A 19,919-nucleotide genomic window follows, 5' to 3' on the forward strand; every position below is an offset into this window, starting at 1 on the left:
GGCCAGCGTGAGGCGCCCGCCCGGCCATCAGGCCGGGCGGGCGTCTTTGTTTGCCGCAGCTTCCGCGCGGCGCCCGGCCCGGCGTGAGTTTGTTCACAAGCAGCCCAAGGCGTGCGTAACATCGACCCCGGGCGCCGGAAACGCCGTCGGGGAACGATATTCTGGGCGGGGTCCGGTTCTCAGGTCCGGGCCACGCATCCGCTCCTTGTCCACAGTCCTGTCCAAAGTAAGGTGCCACCCCGTGTCAGACACGAAGCCCGTCGTCCTCATCGCCGAGGAACTTTCGCCCGCAACGATCGAGGCACTCGGCCCCGACTTCGAAATCCGCCAGGTCGACGGTTCTGACAGGGCCGCGCTGCTGCCGGCCATCGCCGACGTCGACGCCATCCTGGTCCGCTCGGCAACCCAGGTGGACGCGGAAGCGGTTGCCGCCGCCAAGAACCTCAAGGTGATCGCCCGCGCAGGCGTCGGCCTCGACAACGTCGACATCAAGTCCGCCACCCAGGCCGGTGTCATGGTGGTCAACGCCCCGACGTCGAACATCGTCTCCGCCGCGGAACTCACCGTGGGCCACATCCTCAGCCTGGCCCGCCACATCCCGCAGGCCAGCGCCGCGCTCAAGGGCGGCGAGTGGAAGCGCTCCAAGTACACCGGCATCGAACTCTTCGAGAAGAAGATCGGCATCATCGGCCTCGGCCGCATCGGCGCCCTCGTGGCCGCCCGCCTGCAGGGCTTCGACACCGAGATCCTGGCGTACGACCCCTACATCACCTCCGCCCGCGCCGCCCAGCTCGGCGTCAAGCTCGTCACCCTCGACGAACTGCTGGAGAACGCCGACTTCATCACCATCCACATGCCCAAGACCCCCGAGACCGTGGGCATGCTCGGCGCCGACGCGTTCCGCAAGATGAAGGAATCCGCGTACGTCATCAATGTCGCCCGCGGCGGCCTGGTGGACGAAGAAGCCCTTTACATCGCCCTGAAGGAAGGCCAGATCGCCGGCGCCGGCGTCGACGTCTTCTCCAAGGAGCCCAGCACCGACCTGCCGTTCTTCGAACTGGACAACGTTGTGGTCACCCCGCACCTGGGTGCCTCCACCGATGAAGCCCAGGAGAAGGCCGGCGTGTCCGTGGCCAAGTCGGTCCGCCTTGCCCTCGCCGGCGAGCTGGTCCCCGACGCCGTGAACGTCGCCGGCGGCGTCATCGCCCCCGACGTCCGCCCGGGCATCCCGCTGATCGAAAAGCTCGGCCGCATCTTCACCGCCCTGACCCACGATTCCCTGACCCAGATCGACGTAGAGGTGGCCGGCGAAATCTCCAGCCTGGACGTCAAGGTCCTCGAGCTGGCCGCCCTGAAGGGCGTCTTCGCGGACGTCGTCACCGAGCAGGTCTCCTACGTCAACGCCCCGGTGATCGCCGAGCAGCGCGGCATCAACACCCGCTTGATCACGACGGCGGACGCCGAGGACTACCGCAACGTCCTGACCCTGCGCGGCGCCCTGAGCGACGGTTCCCAGATCTCCGTGGCCGGTACCCTGACCGGGCCCAAGCAGGTCGAGAAGCTCGTCGGTGTCAACGGCTACGACGTCGAAATCCCGATCACCGAGCACCTCGTGGTGGTCGCCTACCAGGACCGCCCGGGCGTCATCGGCACCATCGGCCACATCCTGGGCATGAACAACATCAACATCGGCGGCATGCAGGTTGCCCGCCAGTCCGAAGGCGGCCAGGTCCTCGCCCTGCTGACCATCGACAGCTCGGTCCCGCAGCAGGTCCTTGACGCGATCAAGGCCGGCATCGGCGCCGACATGGTCCGCGAAGTGGACCTGGAAGACTAAGCCGCGAGGGTCCCACGCCGAGCGCAGCGAGGCTTGGGAGCGGTTTAGTCGCTAAGCCGCGAGGGTCCCGGGCCGGCCACGGCCGGCCCGGGACCCATCCGCTAGTACTGGGAAACATGGGGTACGCGCCGGAGCCAAGCGGCTTTGGCGCGCAGCAGTGGCCGGTCTGCATACAATGGCTTGGTCCGTCTTTCGGATCCGGCGGCAGGCCGGCCACTACTTTTCGCAAACCAAACGCAGGACAACGCTGCCTGCTGCGCACTGCCCCTGCGTGTGTGCGCCCGCAATCCAGGTCTCAGGGAGAGCCGAATGAACGCCGTCCAGAGGTTCATCAGAAGCCGAGTGCTCCTGTTGACTTCGGCCATCTTGATCGTCGCCATGTGCATGTCCGTCTTCATCCAAAGCCAATCCCAGGCGGCCCTCAACCGCACCGTGGACGAAAATTCCCGGGGCCTGTACGACATCCTCGTCCAGGCCAAGGGTTCCAAGGATGGAAAGGCGATGATCCAGCCGGAAATCGCCACCGGACAGGGCGGAATCAGCTTCGAGCAGCTGGAGAAGATCCGTGCCCTGTCGGGCACGTCGGTGGCTGCCCCGATCAGCCTCGTCTCCCGCGTCATCCAGAATCTGGAGGCGCCGAAGCTGGACGCCATGGACTACCTCGGCTACAACTCCGGCCTGGCCGGTGGAGCAACCGCCGGTGACCCCACGGGCACGGATGCCAAGAAGTGGCCCGCACCCGAGTCCGTGCTGCCGGAGAATGCCACGAAATACCGACTCACCGCCACCGCGGTCAGCTCCGACGGCGTGTCCGAACAGACCCTCTTCAAGACCAGCGCCGAAGGCACCCTCGGCAAGGCGAAGGTCGTCGAAGAAACCACCGCTGGCGGCAAGAGCATCCGCATCACCGGCCCGGACGGTGAAACCGGCATCAAGTTCCCGTCCCCGGCCGGCGGCTCCGACCACAACCTGTTCAACCTCTCGGTCTCCCTGCCCATGGCGCCGGAAGTGACCGAGTCCGTCGTCGCCGTCGACCCCGCCTCCGAACGCGCCCTGCTGGGCACCGCCGGCGACTTCCTGGCACCGCTCGAAAAGGCACCGCCGGCAGATGCCCGCAACGCCGGTGCGATCGGCCGCTACTTCGAAGAGCTGTTCACGAAGGCCCCCACCGAGCAGGAGCTTGAGGAAGGCCCGGACTTCCTCGGTGTCAAGCTCAAGTACTGGGCGCCCCTGATGACCCAGTACCAGCAGGCCAAGCTAGCCGGCCAGCTCACCGATGACTCCCAGGCGATCCCGCTGATCGTCCGCAAGGGCACCTCCCTGGACCTGAAGTACTCGGTCAAGATCGAGGAAGTCGACGACGCCGGCAACGTCGTCAAGGATGTCGGCACCGTTTCGCGGTCCCTCGACAAGGACTACCTGCCGTTCGTTTCCCGCTCGCCGTTCACCCTGGCATGGCCGGGTTCCACTGACCACAGCCAGCTCCTGGGCAACACCGGCAACTTCAGCCAAGGCCTGTACCAGCCCGCGCAGTGGAGCACCGACTTCGCCGCCGCCCCCAAGTACAAGGACGGCGAAACCGCCGCCAACGGCTCGCTCAACAAGTCCGCGACGCCGGGGGAGTGGGTCACCGTGAACCGCCTCCCGGAGAAGTCCCTGCGCGGTGAGCCCGTGGACCAGACACAGCGCCAGCCGGCCGACGAGCGCTCCTACCGTGACAGCCTCGCCACCGGGAACACCCCGGCCACCCCGCTTCCGATGGTCTACGGCACCTTCGACCCCGCCGAGGTCCAGGCCGCGGCGGGCGACGTCAACAAGCTGCCCCTCGGCGGTTACGACCCCGCACCGATGACGCTCGAAAAGGACGCCGGCGGCAAGGATGCCGACAAGGGCCTCAAGCCGTCCCTGAGCGCCACCGGCCTCGTCAGCCAGTCCGCCGGTGCCATCACCGACTACTACGGCCTGGCCGCCGCCCGCGGCTATGACAGCAACGCCGACGTTATCGACGCCGTCCGTGTCCGGGCCGACGCTTCGGGCAACTGGAAGCAGGCCCAGCCGGAGGTGGAGAAGCTCGCCGCCGAGATCCGCGAGATGGGCCTGGAAGCCACCGTCGTGGCCGGTTCCGCCCGTGAAGACGTCAGCATCTTCGTCCCGGGATACTCCAAGGACGACGCCGGCAAGGAATCCGCCCTCGGCACCGTCGCCCAGTCCTGGGTCCGCCAGGACGCCGCCGACGCCGTGTCCGGGTCCTTGACCGGCACCAACATCACCCTGCTGTTCCTGACCCTCTGCGGCGCCACCCTGCTGACCGCGGCCTCCACCGTCAGCTACATCCGACAGCGCCGCAGCCAGGCCGGCATCCTGCGGGCCATGGGCTGGACGCAGGGCAGGATCCGCCGCTGGGTGCTTGAGGAATTCGGCATCGGCGCTACCGTGCTGGCCGTCGCCGGACTGGCGCTGAGCCTGCTGAGCTGGAACCTCGCCACCGTGATCGTGTCCGTCTCGGTCCTGGTCATCTACTGCGCAGCCGCCTACATCGCCGCCCTCATGCTGCGCCACCGCCACGAGGTGGACCAGGAACCGCAGCACGACGAGCGCCTGCTGCCGGTCGACTCCGCCCTGTCTTTCGCCTACCGGCAGGTGGTCACCAACCGCTTCAACTCCGCGGCACTGGCCGTGGCGGTCGGCGTGTTCGGTGCCGCCGTCGGCGCCCTCATCGCGCTGCTGATCGACATTCCGCGGGCCGCCGGCGCCAGCGCGCTCAGCGGCCTCGCCGCCGCGAGCGTCGCCCTGCCCAGCGTGATCATGGCGGTCACGGGCGTGTTGGTGGGCCTGCTCCTGACGCTGGTGACCGCCCGCTTCGAACTGCAGGCCAAGCGCCAGTACCTGTCCACCCTCGAAGCCATGGGCTGGAACCCCGACATGCTCGGCCACGTGCGCTTCTTCGAGAACGCCCTCGTGGGAACGGTGGCCGTGATCCTCGGCGTCGTCGGGGCCCTTGCCCTGGGCCTCATCCTTGCCCCCTATGCCGCCCTGTGGGCGGCCCTGGCCGGCTTGCTGGCCGTCATCTGCTGGATTCCCATTGCAACGAAAGTGGTCAAATGACTGAGAATCTCCACAACGATCCGCAAACGGCGTTCGACACCGTCCAGGTATCCGCCGGGGATCCGCTGCAGACCCGTGCCAACACCATCGTCAAGTCGGCGGACCACGCCACGCCCCTGGAACTGAACCGGATCACCATCCGCTACGGCGGTGACAAGGGCGGCGCCGAGCCCGTCACCGTCGTCGAGGACTTCTCGCTGACCCTGCACGCCGGCGAGATGCACTGCGTCGCCGGCCGAAGCGGCTCCGGCAAGACCAGCATCCTCACCGTCGGCGCCGGCCTGACCCTTCCGACGGCGGGCCGCGTGCTGTGGGAGGGCCAGTCCTTGGAAACCATGGGCGACGACGAGATCGCCGACCGCCGACGTGCGCTGATCGGCTACGTGGACCAGGGCGGCGCCCTGATCGACGGCATGAGCGCCCTGGAGAACGTGCTCCTCCCGGCCGTGCCCGACGGCGAGGTGGAACAGCGCACCGAGATGGCGAAGGACCTGCTGGACCTGGTTGGCTTGGGCCGGCGCATGCGGCACCGCCCGGCGCAGCTCTCCGGCGGTGAACGGCAGCGCGTGGCGATCGCCCGGGCCCTGATCCTGGGCACCCGCGTCCTGGTGGTGGACGAACCCACCGCCAGCCTGGACCGCGCCTCCGCCAACAAGATCATCGGCATCCTCAAGGACACCAGCACCGACGGCATCGCCGTGCTGGTCGCCTCGCACGACCACGAGCTCGTGCGCCTCAGCGACACCCTGACTGAGCTGAACTGACTGAGCTGAACTGATTGACCCTGACGGCCGCCCTGCCCGGGGCGGCCGTCGCCGAACCCCAGCCGTCACCGAAAAAAGGTACCTTTCTAGAGTGAGCCCCGCAGAAAAGCCCCCGTTCTACATCACCACGGCCATCAGCTACCCCAACGGCGCCCCGCACATCGGGCACGCCTACGAGTTCGTTGCTGCTGATGCCATGGCGCGCTTCAAGCGCCTGGACGGCCACGAGGTGTTCTACATGTCGGGGACGGACGAGCACGGGCTCAAGGTCCAGCAGACCGCTGACAAGGAAGGCATCACGGCCAAGGAACTGGTGGACCGCAACTCCGCCGCGTTCCGCGAAGTCCACGACCTGGTGGGCAGCTCCTACGACCGCTTCATCCGCACCACGGACGCCGACCACTACGCGGCGAGCCAGGCCATTTGGAAGAAGATGGAAGCCAACGGCGACATCTACCTGTCCAAGTACGAAGGCTGGTACTCCGTCCGCGACGAGGCCTACTACGGCGAGGACGAGACGGTCGTCAAGGACGACGGCGTGCGCTACTCGAAAGAGACGGACACCGAGGTCACCTGGACCGCCGAGGAGAGCTACTTCTTCCGGCTGTCCGCCTACCAGGACAAGCTGCTGGCCCTGTACGAGGCCCAGCCCGAGTTCGGCGCCCCCGGCTACCGCTTCAACGAGGTCATCAGCTTCGTCAAGCGCGGCCTCGAGGACCTGTCCATCAGCCGCACCACCTTCGACTGGGGCGTGCCGGTGCCCGGCGACCCCAAGCACGTCATGTACGTCTGGGTGGACGCCCTCACCAACTACCTCACCGGTGCCGGCTACCCGGACGTTGACTCCGAGTCGTTCAGGAAGTTCTGGCCGGCCGACGTGCACGTGATCGGCAAGGACATCTCCCGCTTCCACGCGATCTACTGGCCCGCCTTCCTGATGAGCGCCGGGCTGGAACTGCCCAAGCGCGTCATGATCCACGGCTTCCTGCAGAACAACGGCGTGAAGATGTCCAAGTCCCTGGGCAACGTGGTGGCCCCGGCCGACTTCATCGCCCAGTACGGCGTGGACCAGATGCGTTTCTTCTTCCTGCGCGAAGTGCCCTTCGGCGCCGATGGCAGCTACAACCACGAGGCGATCGTGGGCCGCATGAACGCGGACCTCGCCAACAATTTCGGCAACCTGGCGCAGCGTTCGCTGTCCATGGTGGCAAAGAACTGCGAGGGCAAGGTGCCCGTCCCCGGCGAATTCACCGCCGAGGACACCGCGCTGCTGGAGAAGGCAGGGGCGCTGCTGGACACCGCCCGTGCCGCCTTCGAGAAGCAGGAATTCTCCCGCGCCCTCGAAGCGATCTGGGGCGTGCTGGGCGACACCAACGCCTACTTCGCCGAGCAGGCCCCCTGGGTGCTGCGCAAGACCGACACCGCACGCATGAACACGGTCCTCTACGTCACCCTCGAGGTGGTCCGGATCGTGGCGATCCTCGCCCAGCCGGTCATGCCGGCCTCGTCGGCGAAGCTCCTTGAGGTGCTCGGCCAGCCCGAAGGCGAGGCCCGCCAGTTCGCCGCCATCGGCACCCCGATCGTCGCCGGGACGGAACTTCCCGCCCCCGCCCCGGTCTTCCCGCGCTACGAAGAGCCCGCAGACGCCTAGGCAGCAAGCAACGCGAAGAACCCCTCCTTCCCGGAAGATGACCGGGAACGAGGGGATCTTTTCATCGGAGGCTCACGTGGTGGCGAGGCCCTGCACCGGCGAGAGCCGCGCTGCCCGGCGGGCCGGCAGGACCGAGGCAAGCAGTCCTGCCACGACCGCCACGGCGAACACGCACAGCAGCTGCGTCCACGGCACCACGGGAATGACGTTAGCCACCGGTCCCAGCGCCGACTTCGCGCCAAGCCAGCCGTAGGCGATGCCGAGTGCCGAACCCAGCACGGCCGCGACGCCGGCCACCAGCACGGCTTCCAGGGCGAGCATGCCGCGCAACTGGCCGCGGGTCAGGCCCAGAGCCCGCAACAGCGAGTTCTCCCGGGTCCGCTCCAGGACGGACAGGGACAGCGTGTTCGCCACGCCGATCAAGGCGATCACGACGGCGATGCCCAGCAGGGCGGTCACCACCAGCAGGAGGACGTCGATGATGCTGTTGAACACCACGCGTTCCACGGCGGCGCCGCTGACGTTGTGCACCGGCACGCCGAAAGCGGCCGCTGCTTCCCGCTGGATCATTTGGATCTGTTCGGCGGACAGCGCCGTATCCAGCTTGAGCCAGGCCGCGCCAGGCAGCGGATCGCCGGCCCCGCCGGTACCGCTTCCCAACAGGGGCGCCGCGGAAGCGCTGTTCATCAAAGGATCGATGTTGCCGGTGCGGAGGGTGGTGCCGTGGAAGCTGGCCTTCCCGCCGGGGCCCGTGACGGTGAGCTGCGGAAGCTTCAGGAGCTCGGGCAGGTACACGGTGCCTTCCTGCGGGCGCAGTGCCGGGTCGCGCAGCACGGCCGCGGCATCTCCGGAGCTGATGGCGAACACGGGCCAGCCGTCCGCCTGGGTTCCCGGTGCCGTGATGGTGCCCGCGGCCTGCAGCAGCACCGCGGCGTCCACGCCGTCTAGCCCTTCGACCTTGCGGAGCGCCGAGGCGTTGTCGGCAGGCATGCCGTCGATCCGCACGGCCAGGTCCACCGGGTAGTTCTCGGCGAGCATGGCGTCGAAAGCCTGCCGGGAGGTCGCGGCGCCGGTCATCATCATGGTCACCAGGGTGACGCCGATCAGCAGCGCCGAGGCAGTGGCCGAGGTCCGCGCCGGGTTGCGCACCGCGTTGACGGCGGCAAGTCGTCCCGGGACCCCCGCCGGAGCCGCCAGCTTGCCCGCGGCCGCAACAGCCGGCGGAATGAACAGGCTGGCGCAGAGCAGCACGCCTACGAACGACAGGGCGCCGGCCGGCATGGCGACCATCAGCAGGTTGAACATGGCGCCAAGAACCAGCAGCGGAACGCTGACCGCCAGGATGGCCAGGCCCAGCCACAGCCGCAGCCGGCCGCGCTTGTTGCGCAGGCTCGCATCGTCCGCGGGGCGCAGCGCCGCGAGAGGCGCCACCGCCGTCGCGGCCTTTGCGGGAAGGAGCGCGGCAACCACGGTGAGCAGCGTTCCGGCCACGAGCCCGGCGATGATTGCCGACGGCGGCACGGCCAGGGTGGCGAACGCCTGTTCCGGGGTGGTCCGGGCCCAGGCGATGAGGGCGGACATCAGGCCCATGCCTGCCAGCACGCCGAGGATGGAGGACACGAAGCCAAGGACTGCGGCTTCGAACAGCACGGAGGACCGGATCTGGGCCTTGCCGGCGCCGAGGCAGCGCAGCAGCGCCAGTTCCCGCGTACGCTGGGCCACCAGGACCGAGAAGGTATTCGCCACCACCAGCGTGGAGACAACGATCGCCACCCCGGCGAACGCCAGCAGGATGATGGTGAGCTGGTCCTGCCCGCCGCTCATCTGCGCGACGGCGGCCGTCACCTTTTCCTCGGCGGTCTGGACCGTGGCGTCCCCGGCACCGGAGGCGTGCAGCCGCTGGGCGAGGTAGTCCTTGGCCGCGGCCTGGTCCTGGCCGTCCTTGAGCCGGAGCTGCAGCGTGGCGAAGCCTTCAGCGTCAGGGCCTTCGCTGTCGGATGCGAGGGCGCCCACTGTGGCATCCGTCGCGAGCAGCTGCGGGAACGGGGCGGCGAAAGGATCGTTGCTCGGTTGCAGCAGGCCGGTGATGGCGAAGGTGCGGCCGGCGGGTTTGCCGCCCCGTTCCGCGGTGCCGGCGTTGCCCACGGTCAGTTCGCTGCCCGCGCTGAGCTTCAGGCGTTCGGCGGTCTTCGAATCGACGGCTACTTCGTCCGCGGCGGCAGGGTAGCGGCCGGACAACAGCACTGAGGGCTCCATGGCCGCGGGCGCCAGGTTCCGGACCCGCGCGATCTGCTCGCCGCCGTCGTCGACCGTGACGGTCGCGTAGCGTTCGGCGTAACTGTCCTTGACGGCGGGAGCCGAGGCAGCGGCGTCGACCGCCTTGCGGGAGAGTTCCTTGCCTTCAGCCGGCGTGACCACCAGCTGGGCCTTCCGGTAGGCCTCGCCGACGCTGGCGCCCAGGGACGCCTGTGTGCTGGCGCTGACCATCAGAGTGGCGGATAGGAAGGCGACGGCGAGCATCACGGCCAGCCCGATCGCCAGGAACCGTCTGAACTGCGTGGTGAGCTGTGAGAGGGAAACGCGCATCATGTCTACGCCCCCAGCTTGCCCAGCGCGGCGAGGACGGAACCGGCGGTGGGGTCGTCGATTTCCCCGACGAGGTGGCCGTCGTTCATGAGCACCACACGGTCGGCGTAGCTGGCGGCCACCGGATCGTGGGTGACCATGATGATGGTCTGGCCCAGTTCCTGGCTGCTGCGGCGCAACATCGCCAGGACCTCGGCGCCGGCCTTGGAGTCGAGGTTGCCGGTGGGTTCGTCGCCGAACACCACGTCCGGCCGGGTGAGGAGGGCCCGGGCGACGGCAACGCGCTGCTGCTGGCCGCCGGAGAGTTCATGCGGGCGGTGGGTGAGCCGGTCCTTCAGGCCCAGGGTGCCCACCACATAATCGAACCAGGCCGGGTCCGCCGCGCTGCCGGCAAGGGCCAGGGGCAAAGTGATGTTCTGTTCGGCGGTGAGTGTGGGAACCAGGTTGAACGCCTGGAACACGAAGCCGATGCGTTCGCGGCGCAGGGCCGTCAGCTGCTTGTCGTTAAGGGCCGAGATCTCCGTGCCGCCCAGCACGATCCTGCCCGCATCGGGGGTGTCGAGGCCCGCGAGGCAGTGCATCAGTGTGGACTTGCCGGAGCCGGACGGGCCCATGATGGCCGTGAAGCGGCCGGCCTCGAAGGCGACGCTGACGCCGTCGAGCGCTGTGACCTGGGCGTCGGCCCTGCCGTAGTGCTTGCTGAGATTGGTAGCTTCAACGGCGGGCGCCGCGGAAGCGGCGGAGGAACCGGAAGGGTGGGGAAAGGGCGCGAAAGTTGTCATGCTTCCACGCTATTTTCGGCTGGCACCCCGGCGGATCGGGCCGCGGGGCCATTCCCGGTGCCCGGCACTCATACCGTGGTCTGAGCCGGCCTGCACCGAAGCAAGCCTGAAGGTGGGCCTCAGTTGCCGGGCGAGACCACGCCCGTTTCGTAGGCGATCACCACCACCTGCACCCGGTCCCGGGCTTCGAGCTTGGCCAGGATGTGCCCCACATGGGTCTTCACGGTGGCCTCGGACAGGAAGAGGTCGCCGGCGATTTCCGGGTTGGAGCGGCCCTGCGCGATCAGCTCGAACACCTCGCGCTCGCGTGCGGTCAGGCGTTCGACGGCGGCCGCGTGGCCGTTCTGCTCGGGTGTCCGGGCGCGCAGCAGGGGAGCCACATGGTCCAGGAGCCGGCGCGTGGTGGACGGGGCGATCACGGCATCGCCGCGGTGGACCGTGCGGATGGCCTCGAGGAGTTCTTCCGGCGGTGCGTCCTTGAGCAGGAAGCCGCTGGCGCCGGCCTCGATCGCGGCCAGGGCGTACTCGTCAAGGTCGAAGGTGGTGAGCACCACGATCTTCGGTCCGGCTGACTGACCTGCAGGCATTTCCAGGATCCTGCGGGTGGCTTCGATCCCGTCCATGCCCGGCATCCGCACGTCCATCAGCACCACGTCCGCGGCAGTGCTCGCCAGGGCCCGCACGGCGTCGAAGCCGTTGCCGGCCTCGGCCACCACCTCAAGGTCCGGCTGCGAATTGATCAGCATGCCGAAGCCCGAGCGCACCAGCTGCTGGTCGTCAACGAGGGCCACCCGGATGGTTCCGGCCGTTTCAGTCATGGTTCAGGACTCCGAGTAGGGAATGAAGGCGGACACCCGGAAACCGCCGCCGCTGGCCGGGCCGGCGTCCAAGGATCCATCGTAGAGGGCGATCCGCTCGGCCATCCCGCGCAACCCGTTGCCGCCGCCCTGGCCGGGGTCGGCGGCAGCTCCCCGGCCGTCGTCGTGCACGTCGATCTGCAGGCCGCGGCCCTGCCACTGCAGGTTCACCGCCGCCCGGGCCCGGGGGCCGGCGTGCTTGATGACATTGGTGAGCGACTCCTGGATGACGCGGTAGGCCGTGAGTTCGGCACCCGGCGGCAGCCGGTGCCGTGACGACCCGGCCTGGCCGAACTGGCCGCCGCCCTGTTCGAAGGACAGGGTCAGGCCCGCGGCGCGGAAGCCCAGGAAGAGTTCGTCCAGCTCGGCGAGGCTCGGCTGCGGCCGGGTGCTGGCCGCCTCATCGGAGCGCAGTACCCCCAGCAGCCGCCGCATCTCGGCAAGGGAGTTCCGGCCGGTGCCGGCGATGGTGGCCAGGGCCTCGGTGGCCAGTTCTGGCTTCGCGGCGGCGGCGTAGCGGGCGCCGTCGGCCTGGGTGATGATCACCGCGAGCGAGTGCGCCACGATGTCGTGCATTTCCCTGGCGATGTGGGAACGCTCGTCCGCGGCGGCGAGCTGGCGCTCCTGCTGCTGTTCGATTTCCAGCCTGCGGTTGCGGTCCTCGAGGGCCTGCAGCTGCAGGCGGCGTACACGGGTGAGGTCGCCCAGGGTCCAGCTGACCAGGACGAGCATCCAGACCAACACCGTGTAGGTTGCGCCGACCGTCAGGTCCTGGATGCCGGACTCTGCACTGCCGGGGTAGTACCGGGTGGTCAGCATGATCGCCCCCACCAGGCCCAGCACCAGCACCGAGCGGCTGGCCCATACGGGACCGTAGGCGGCCACCGCGTAGATGATCAGCGGTACGGCGACCTGCCCGGCCACCGGCTGGACCGCCAGCGCCCACTGGACCAGGCAGATCAGGACGACGACGGCGGCAGCTGGCACCGGGCGGGACCGCCGCCAGGCGAGCGGCGCCAGGAGCGCGCAGGAGAGGAGGGCGAGCAGCGGACGCCCGGCGTAGAAATAGACAGGCCCGAACATGAGCACCAGCACCACCGCTGCGGCGACGTCCACCTTGAAGGGGTTGCGCCGGAACCAGTTATAGAGTGCATGCCGTCTGTCCACCCATGCACTCTATCCGCCGCCGGATTTCGCCCACATCATGCCGTGGTCTGACAGGAGCATTGCCGCCTGGCATCCAGCCGTTCGAATAATGAGACGTTTTTGACCAGAATGTGGATGCATTGGCACGCTGGTGGAATGAACGCACGGTCCATTAATCTCGCAGTCATCCCCGGCGACGGCATCGGCCCCGAAGTGATCGCCGAGGCCGTCAAGGTCCTGGAAAAGGTTGTTGCCAGCGAAGGCATCACCCTTGAGCGTACCGAGTACAAGCTCGGCGCCCAGCATTGGCTGGAGACCGGCGAAACCCTGCCGGATGAGACCCTTGAGAAGCTCCGCGGCCACGACGCCATCCTCTTCGGTGCCGTCGGAGCGGCACCGGGGGACACCCGCATCCCCTCGGGCATCATCGAACGCGAGATGCTGCTCAAGCTGCGCTTCAGCCTGGACCACTACGTGAACCTGCGGCCCTCCCGACTGTACGGCACGGTGGGCAGCCCCCTGGCAAACCCGGGGAACATCGACTTTATCGTGGTCCGTGAAGGCACCGAAGGCCCCTACGTCGGCAACGGCGGCACCCTGCGCGGCGGAACCCCGCACGAAGTCGCCACCGAGGTTTCGCTCAACACCGCGCACGGCGTGGAGCGCGTGGTCCGCGATGCCTTCCGCCGTGCCAGCGCACGCCCGCGCAAGCACGTCACCCTCGTCCACAAGCACAACGTCCTTGTCTACGCAGGCCACTTGTGGAAGCGCACGGTCGAGGCCGTGGCCCAGGAATTCCCCGAAGTCACCCACGACTACCTGCACATCGACGCCGCCATGATCTTCCTGGTCACCGACCCGGCGCGCTTCGATGTGATCGTTACGGACAACCTGTTCGGCGACATCATCACCGACCTCGCCGCTGCCGTTACCGGCGGCATCGGCCTGGCCGCCTCCGGCAACATCAACATGGACCGCACGGCACCGTCCATGTTCGAACCGGTGCACGGATCAGCACCGGACATCGCCGGCCAGCAAAAGGCAGACCCCACCGCGGCCATCCTCTCCGCGGCGCTGCTGCTGGACCACCTCGGATACGCCGACGCGGCCGGCCGGATCGAGACCGCAGTGGTCTCCGACGTCGAGTCCCGCACCGGCGAACAGCGCAGCACCGCCGCCATCGGCGATGCCATCCTGGCCGCGCTCTGAGGCGGACACTTGCGCCCCGCGGCGGGGCGTAAGCTTGACTTGAATTACATACTTGCTGCCGTGGTCCGCCGTTGAACCATGCTCTCCGGGGACGGTTTTTCCCGGGATGGGGTTCGCGTCGGCCGGTAGCCGATAGTGGAGGAACCATGACTCAGACTGCCCATGGCGTCGAATTCAGCCAGCAGTTCTCGGCGAACCCGAAATCTGCTGAAGAGCGTGCGGCCATCCTGGCGAACCCAGGCTTTGGCGACCACTTCACCGACCACACCGCGGTCGTCGACTACAAGGTCGACGCTGAAGGCAAAGGCGGCTGGCAGAACGCGCGGCTTGAGCCGTACGGCCCCATCTCCCTCGATCCTTCGGCCGCGGTGCTGCACTACGGCCAGGAGATCTTCGAAGGCCTGAAGGCGTACCGCCACGCCGACGGTTCGGTCTGGACCTTCCGTCCCGAGCGCAACGCCGCCCGCCTGAACCAGTCCGCGCACCGCCTGGCCCTGCCGGAGCTGCCCGAGGAATACTTCCTCGGCGCCATCCGGGAGCTCGTACAGGCGGACAAGGACTGGGTTCCCTCCGGCGACGGCGAATCCCTCTACCTGCGGCCCTTCATGATCGCCACCGAGGCCTTCCTCGGCGTCCGGGCAGCCCGTGAAGTCTCCTTCCGCGTGATCGCTTCGCCCGCCGGCAACTATTTCGGCGGCGAACTCAAGCCGGTGTCCATCTGGATCTCCCGCGAATACGCCCGCGCCGGCCGCGGCGGAACCGGTGCGGCCAAGTGCGGCGGCAACTACGCCGCCTCCCTGATCGCCCAGCAGGAAGCCGAAGCCCACGGCTGCAAGCAGGTGCTCTTCCTGGACCACTTCAACGACGACGCCATCGAAGAACTCGGCGGCATGAACGTCTTCTTCGTCATGAAGGACGGCTCCCTGGCCACCCCGGCCCTGACCGGCACCATCCTCGAGGGCGTCACCCGCTCCTCGATCATCCAGGTCGCCAAGGACATGGGCCGCGAGGTCGCCGAACGCAAGGTCACCCTCGCCGAATGGCGCGACGGCGTGGCCTCCGGCGAGATCGCCGAGGTCTTCGCCTGCGGCACCGCCGCCGTCATCACCCCGATCGGCGTGCTGAAGGACGAAACCGAGTTCATCGGTTCCGAGGATGCCACGGCCGGCGAGGTCACCATGGCCATCCGCGAGCAGATCCTCGGCATCCAGACCGGCACCGTCGAGGACAAGCACGGCTGGCTGACCCGCCTCGCCTAGCCGTTCTTCCTTATCCAAGCGCCCGACGGCGGTCTGCCCACCCAGGTGGGCGGGCCGCCGTCGGGAGTTAACCGTGGTTTTCCGGACCGCCCCCTGTCCGGGCGCCACCGGCGCGGGCACAATATGGGCATGACCGGGACAATCCAGATACTGGGCGTGGTTCTCGGCGCCGTGCTGATCGTGGTCGGCGTCCTCGAATCGTTCTTCTTCCGGAACCAGCGCTTCCATTCAATCTTCCTGATCGAACCCAAGGACACGGCCGCCGTGCGCTTGTGGACCGTGAACCTGGGCTTCTACAACATGGTGTGGGGCGTTGGGGCGATCATCGGGGCGCTGCTGCTGGGCGGGGCCAACCATCAGGCCGGCCACGCCGTGCTGCTGTTCGCGTGCGTGGCCCATGTCATCCTGGGCATCGTGCTGGTGGTGTCAGAGCGGCGCCTGTGGGTCAGCGGCATCGGCCAGAGCCTCCTGCCGCTCGTCATCGCAGTCCTTCTCCTGCTGTAACGGCCGGCCCGCGCCCGGAGTGCGGATGCCAAGATAGGACCATGACTCCGGACAACGATTCCCAGTTCGTGCAGAGCAGCAGCCTCACCCGATACCGCCTGGCGCCCAATCCGGGGCCGATGAGCCTGGAGGGCACCAACTCCTACGTGATCGCGGCTCCCGGCGCGGCAGGCACCGTGGTGGTGGATCCCGGCCCCCTGGACGAAGGACACCTGGCGGCCCTGGCCGGCGCAGGGGCAGTGGAACTGGTGCTCATCACCCACCGGCACCCGGACCACACCGAGGCCGCGGCCCGCTTCCACGAACTCACCGGCGCGCCGGTCCGCGCCGCCGACCCCCGGCACTGCCACGGCGGCGAGCATTTGCGCGGCGGCGAAATGCTGCACGCGGGCGGTACGGATATCCGGGTCCTCGCCACCCCCGGCCACACCTCCGATTCGCTGTGCTTCCACCTCCCCGCGGACGGACCGCACGGGTCCGTGCTGACCGGAGACACCATCCTGGGACGGGGGACCACCGTGCTGGATTATCCGGACGGCCGGCTGGGGGACTACCTCACCAGCCTGGATGTCCTCGAGGCCCTCGGCCCCGCCACCCTGTTGCCCGCGCACGGACCGGTGCTGCCGGCCACCGACGCGGTCTGCCGCGAATACCGCGCCCACCGGCTCATGCGCCTGGACCAGATCCGCGCCGCCCTTGCCGGACTCGGGGCGGACGCCGGCGTCACGGCGGTCACCGACGCCGTGTATCCCGACGTCGATCCCTCCGTGCGGCGCGCTGCCGAGAACTCGGTGGCGGCGCAGCTGGACTACCTGCGACGGTAGGCCGACTCGAGGATGACTGGGCTGCGGCTGGAACCTATAGAAACTCAGGAAATATGCTCGCCTGCACGGCCGTTCCGTGAGTGTGCCACCGGAATCCCTCCGGTCCGTCTTTCGCATCTGAGAACGCAATGCCTTTTAGGCGATACCCCTCTTGGGATGGGACCGTCCGGGCAAGCGCGACTCCGCGCAACGAAATCTTGGCACGTGCAAGAGCCGGTCGAAACGCCACGTTTACTGCCGGCCTAGATGCTACGGAGGGGTAACACCATGCGTCCTGAACCTCTGGTGGCAGGTCGAAGTAGTCTTTGGCAATGATCTCGGACGCTAGATAGAGGTACTCGGTTCCGATGCCAACGTCTCTAGTGAACTCGTGTTCCAAGAAGTTCATGAGCATAGTTAGCTTCAAATGCTGGTCCTTTGTAAGGCCTGCTTGGCTTGGCTCGTCTCCGATCATCGCCACGTTGATGGGGGCAGTTGACTTGTAGCGAATGAGCGCAAATAGACGACCGGGAGGTATCTTTGCCTCGGCAATAGCCACAAGAGGATTCAATGGAGATGTGTACAGTAGTGGCTCTCCCGCGAGGTTGAGTCGCTGCTGCGTGACTAGGCTTGCTGGCGGCTCCCAGGCGTCGGCAGGTGTCCGCATTCCTCGTAGTGGAAGGACATGATCGTCATCGGAAAGACGACGCACGCGATAGAAATCCGTATCCTCCGGATAAGTGCGTATCTGAGGCGCCAAAATCGCGCGCTGCTCCGGGCCGAATGTCAAGACATTCAATAGTTCGGTTGCAACGGTCTTGCGATCCAAGTGTTGGAAAGGCAGCTTCCGGAAAGCATGTATCTTCCTCTGAAGATCACCGATGTCAATTTGGTTGAGATGAGCAGTCGTAGATACATCCCACATAGAACATTTCCTCCAGGGTAGATTTGCTGTCGGCGGCTTTCTCAGATTGTATGAATGGACCCTGACATTCTGACGTCGCGCAGCCAAGTCCATGTGCTGCTACCTGCGACGGTAGGCTTGGGGGCATGCGTATCGCCCGGTTTGTTGTTGATTCTGATCCCATGTACGGCGTCGTGGAGGGGGAGCCCGGCAGTGAAACCGTCACTGTCATCCACGGCGACCCCTTCTTCAACGGCGTAGAACGCACCTCCGTGAAGCACAAGCTGGAGGACGTGCGGCTGCTGGCCCCCATCATTCCCCGCAGCAAGGTGATCGGCGTCGGCCGCAACTACGCCGAGCACGCGGCCGAACTCGGCAACGAGGTCCCCGCCCAGCCGCTGCTGTTCCTCAAGCCGAACACCGCCGTCGTGGGTCCCGGCGATCCGGTGGTGCTGCCCGAGTTCTCCGAGCAGGTTTCATTCGAGGCCGAGCTCTGCGTGGTCATCGGCCGCATCTGCAAGGACGTGCCGGAAGAGCGCGTGGACGACGTGATCTTCGGCTACACCTGCGGCAACGACCTCACCGCCCGCGATGTCCAGAAGACCGACCTACAGTGGGCCCGTGCCAAGGGCTTCGACACCTCCGCCCCGCTGGGACCCTGGATCGAGACCGAACTCGATCCCGAGGACGTCGACGTCAAGGGCTGGCTCAACGGCGAGCTCCGCCAGGACGGCAATACCAAGGACATGATCCGCAGCGTGCGCGAACTCGTTTCGATCGTGTCGCAGGCCTTCACCCTGCTTCCCGGTGACGTCATCATGACCGGTACGCCGGCCGGCGTCGGGCTGGTCAGCGAAGGCGACCGCTACGAGATCGAAATCGAAGGCATCGGACGCCTGTCCAACCCCGTCGTCCGCCGCTGAGTGTGAGGCGCGCGACGCCCGGATTCCGTCCGGGCGCCGCGCGTGCAGGCGGTAAAGTTGGAAGCACTATGACTACTGCTCCCGCGTCGAACTCTGCCGCCATTCCTGCCGTCACCGCCGAAACCCCGGTCCGCGTCCGCTTCTGCCCGTCGCCCACCGGAACCCCGCACGTCGGCCTGATCCGTACCGCCCTGTTTAACTGGGCCTACGCGCGGCACACCAAGGGCACCCTGGTCTTCCGCATCGAAGACACGGACGCCGCCCGCGACAGCGAGGAAAGCTACCACCAGCTGCTGGAGGCCCTGAAGTGGCTCGGCATCAACTGGGACGAAGGCGTCGAGGTCGGAGGCCCGCACGAGCCCTACCGCCAGTCCCAGCGCAGCGGCATCTACCAGGACGTCATCGCCAAGCTGAAAGCCGGCGGACACATCTACGAGTCCTACTCCACCCCCGAGGAAATCGAGGCCCGCCACCGCGCCGCCGGCCGCGATCCCAAGCTCGGCTACGACGGCTTCGACCGGCACATCACCGAAGAGCAGCTCGCCCAGTACAAGGCCGAGGGCCGCGAACCCGTGCTGCGCCTGCGCATGCCGGACGAGGACCTCACCTTCACCGACCTCGTGCGCGGCGACATCACCTTCAAGGCCGGCTCCGTGCCGGACTTCGCCGTCGTGCGCGCCAACGGCGCCCCGCTATACACCCTGGTCAACCCCGTGGACGACGCCCTCATGGGCATCACCCATGTGCTCCGCGGCGAAGACCTGCTGAGCTCCACGCCGCGCCAGATCGCGCTCTACCGCGCCCTGTACGCCATCGGCGTCGCCGAGTACATGCCGGAGTTCGGCCACCTGCCCTACGTCATGGGCCAGGGCAACAAGAAGCTCTCCAAGCGCGACCCCGAGTCCAGCCTGTTCCTGCACCGCGAACGCGGCTTCATCCGTGAAGGCCTGCTCAACTACCTGTCCCTGCTGGGCTGGTCGCTGTCCGCCGACGAGGACATCTTCACGGTGGAGCAGCTCGTGGAGCACTTCGACATCCACGACGTGCTGGGCAACCCGGCCCGCTTCGACCTGAAGAAGGCAGAAGCCATCAACGGAACCCATGTGCGCATGCTTTCCGCCGAAGACTTCCGTGAGCGCCTGGTGCCGTACCTGCGCGACGCCGGCCTGGTGGGGGAGATCCTCACCGACCGCCAGGAGGAGATCCTCACCGAAGCCGCGCCGCTGGTCCAGGAACGCATCACCCTGTTGGGCGAGGCCCCGGAAATGCTCGCCTTCCTCTTCAAGTCCGACGACGCCGTCGACGTCGCCGACGACGCCCGCAAGGGGCTGCCGGAGAACCTCGGCGAAGTCCTCGACGCGGCCCTGGCCGCGCTGGAGCCCATCGACGACTGGAACGCCGACAACATCCAGACCGCGCTGAAGCAGGCCCTCGTGGAGGACCTCGGCATCAAGCCGCGCCTGGCCTTCGGACCGGTGCGCACGGGAATCTCCGGACGCCGGGTCTCCCCGCCGTTGTTCGAATCCATGGTCATCCTGGGCAAGGGCTCCTCCCTCGCCCGCCTGCGCGCCTTCCGCGGCTAGGAGCAG

15 protein-coding genes are annotated in these 19,919 nt (G+C 67.5%); 10 read left to right on the forward strand and 5 right to left on the reverse strand.

Going from position 1 to position 19,919, the window contains the following annotated elements; genetic code table 11:
• Window positions 1–241 precede the first annotated feature (241 nt).
• From serA to metG, 4 genes are all read left to right on the forward strand, one after another.
• Window positions 242–1,837, forward strand: a complete 1,596-nt coding sequence (gene serA, locus D3654_RS04775) for a phosphoglycerate dehydrogenase (RefSeq protein ID WP_120520388.1) — start codon at window positions 242–244, stop codon at window positions 1,835–1,837.
• Window positions 1,838–2,146: 309 nt separating this feature from the next.
• Window positions 2,147–4,942, forward strand: coding sequence for an ABC transporter permease (locus D3654_RS04780; RefSeq protein WP_120520389.1), 2,796 nt, complete (start codon window positions 2,147–2,149; stop codon window positions 4,940–4,942).
• Window positions 4,939–5,706 (forward strand): ABC transporter ATP-binding protein, encoded by a 768-nt coding sequence (locus D3654_RS04785; protein WP_205571732.1) that lies wholly within the window; start codon window positions 4,939–4,941, stop codon window positions 5,704–5,706. The genes D3654_RS04780 and D3654_RS04785 overlap by 4 nt, the downstream gene beginning before the upstream one ends.
• 91 nt (window positions 5,707–5,797) lie before the next feature.
• Window positions 5,798–7,357: a methionine--tRNA ligase gene (gene metG / locus D3654_RS04790; protein WP_120520390.1), complete on the forward strand. Its 1,560-nt coding sequence runs from the start codon at window positions 5,798–5,800 to the stop codon at window positions 7,355–7,357.
• Between the two features lie 72 nt (window positions 7,358–7,429).
• Here the strand turns inward: metG and D3654_RS04795 are convergent, their stop codons facing one another.
• From D3654_RS04795 to D3654_RS04810, 4 genes are all read right to left on the reverse strand, one after another.
• Complete coding sequence (locus D3654_RS04795) at window positions 7,430–9,946, reverse strand: ABC transporter permease (protein WP_120520391.1); 2,517 nt, start codon at window positions 9,944–9,946, stop codon at window positions 7,430–7,432.
• Between the two features lie 2 nt (window positions 9,947–9,948).
• Complete coding sequence (locus D3654_RS04800; RefSeq protein WP_120520392.1) at window positions 9,949–10,725, reverse strand: ABC transporter ATP-binding protein; 777 nt, start codon at window positions 10,723–10,725, stop codon at window positions 9,949–9,951.
• 119 nt (window positions 10,726–10,844) lie between these two features.
• Window positions 10,845–11,543 carry a response regulator gene (locus tag D3654_RS04805; RefSeq protein ID WP_205571733.1) on the reverse strand — a complete coding sequence of 233 codons (699 nt, stop codon included), beginning with the start codon at window positions 11,541–11,543 and terminating at the stop codon, window positions 10,845–10,847.
• 3 nt (window positions 11,544–11,546) lie between these two features.
• Window positions 11,547–12,749: a sensor histidine kinase gene (locus D3654_RS04810; RefSeq protein ID WP_120520393.1), complete on the reverse strand. Its 1,203-nt coding sequence runs from the start codon at window positions 12,747–12,749 to the stop codon at window positions 11,547–11,549.
• Window positions 12,750–12,884: 135 nt separating this feature from the next.
• Between D3654_RS04810 and D3654_RS04815 the strand changes: the two genes are divergently transcribed.
• The 4 genes from D3654_RS04815 (at window position 12,885) to D3654_RS04830 (ending at window position 16,524) form a co-directional block, all read left to right on the forward strand.
• On the forward strand, window positions 12,885–13,937 hold the full coding sequence (locus tag D3654_RS04815; RefSeq protein ID WP_120520394.1) for a 3-isopropylmalate dehydrogenase: 1,053 nt from the start codon (window positions 12,885–12,887) through the stop codon (window positions 13,935–13,937).
• A gap of 146 nt (window positions 13,938–14,083) precedes the next feature.
• Window positions 14,084–15,196, forward strand: coding sequence for a branched-chain amino acid aminotransferase (locus tag D3654_RS04820; RefSeq protein WP_120520395.1), 1,113 nt, complete (start codon window positions 14,084–14,086; stop codon window positions 15,194–15,196).
• Between the two features lie 129 nt (window positions 15,197–15,325).
• Window positions 15,326–15,700: a DUF1304 family protein gene (locus D3654_RS04825; protein WP_120520437.1), complete on the forward strand. Its 375-nt coding sequence runs from the start codon at window positions 15,326–15,328 to the stop codon at window positions 15,698–15,700.
• 41 nt (window positions 15,701–15,741) lie between these two features.
• Window positions 15,742–16,524, forward strand: coding sequence for an MBL fold metallo-hydrolase (locus D3654_RS04830; protein WP_120520396.1), 783 nt, complete (start codon window positions 15,742–15,744; stop codon window positions 16,522–16,524).
• 34 nt (window positions 16,525–16,558) lie between these two features.
• Here D3654_RS04830 and D3654_RS04835 read toward each other — a convergent pair whose 3' ends face one another.
• Entirely contained in the window at window positions 16,559–17,062 is a 504-nt protein-coding gene (locus D3654_RS04835) for a hypothetical protein (RefSeq protein ID WP_120520397.1), read from the reverse strand.
• Window positions 17,063–17,553: 491 nt separating this feature from the next.
• On the opposite strand from D3654_RS04835, the gene D3654_RS04840 reads away from it, so the two are divergent.
• Both D3654_RS04840 and gltX read left to right on the forward strand, forming a co-directional pair.
• Window positions 17,554–18,330, forward strand: coding sequence for a fumarylacetoacetate hydrolase family protein (locus D3654_RS04840; RefSeq protein ID WP_120520398.1), 777 nt, complete (start codon window positions 17,554–17,556; stop codon window positions 18,328–18,330).
• A gap of 68 nt (window positions 18,331–18,398) precedes the next feature.
• Window positions 18,399–19,913, forward strand: coding sequence for a glutamate--tRNA ligase (gene gltX / locus D3654_RS04845; protein WP_120520399.1), 1,515 nt, complete (start codon window positions 18,399–18,401; stop codon window positions 19,911–19,913).
• Window positions 19,914–19,919: the final 6 nt, after the last annotated feature.

Origin of the sequence: Arthrobacter celericrescens, from assembly GCF_003614925.1 — a bacterium.
Classification (GTDB): Bacteria; Actinomycetota; Actinomycetes; order Actinomycetales; family Micrococcaceae; genus Arthrobacter; species Arthrobacter celericrescens.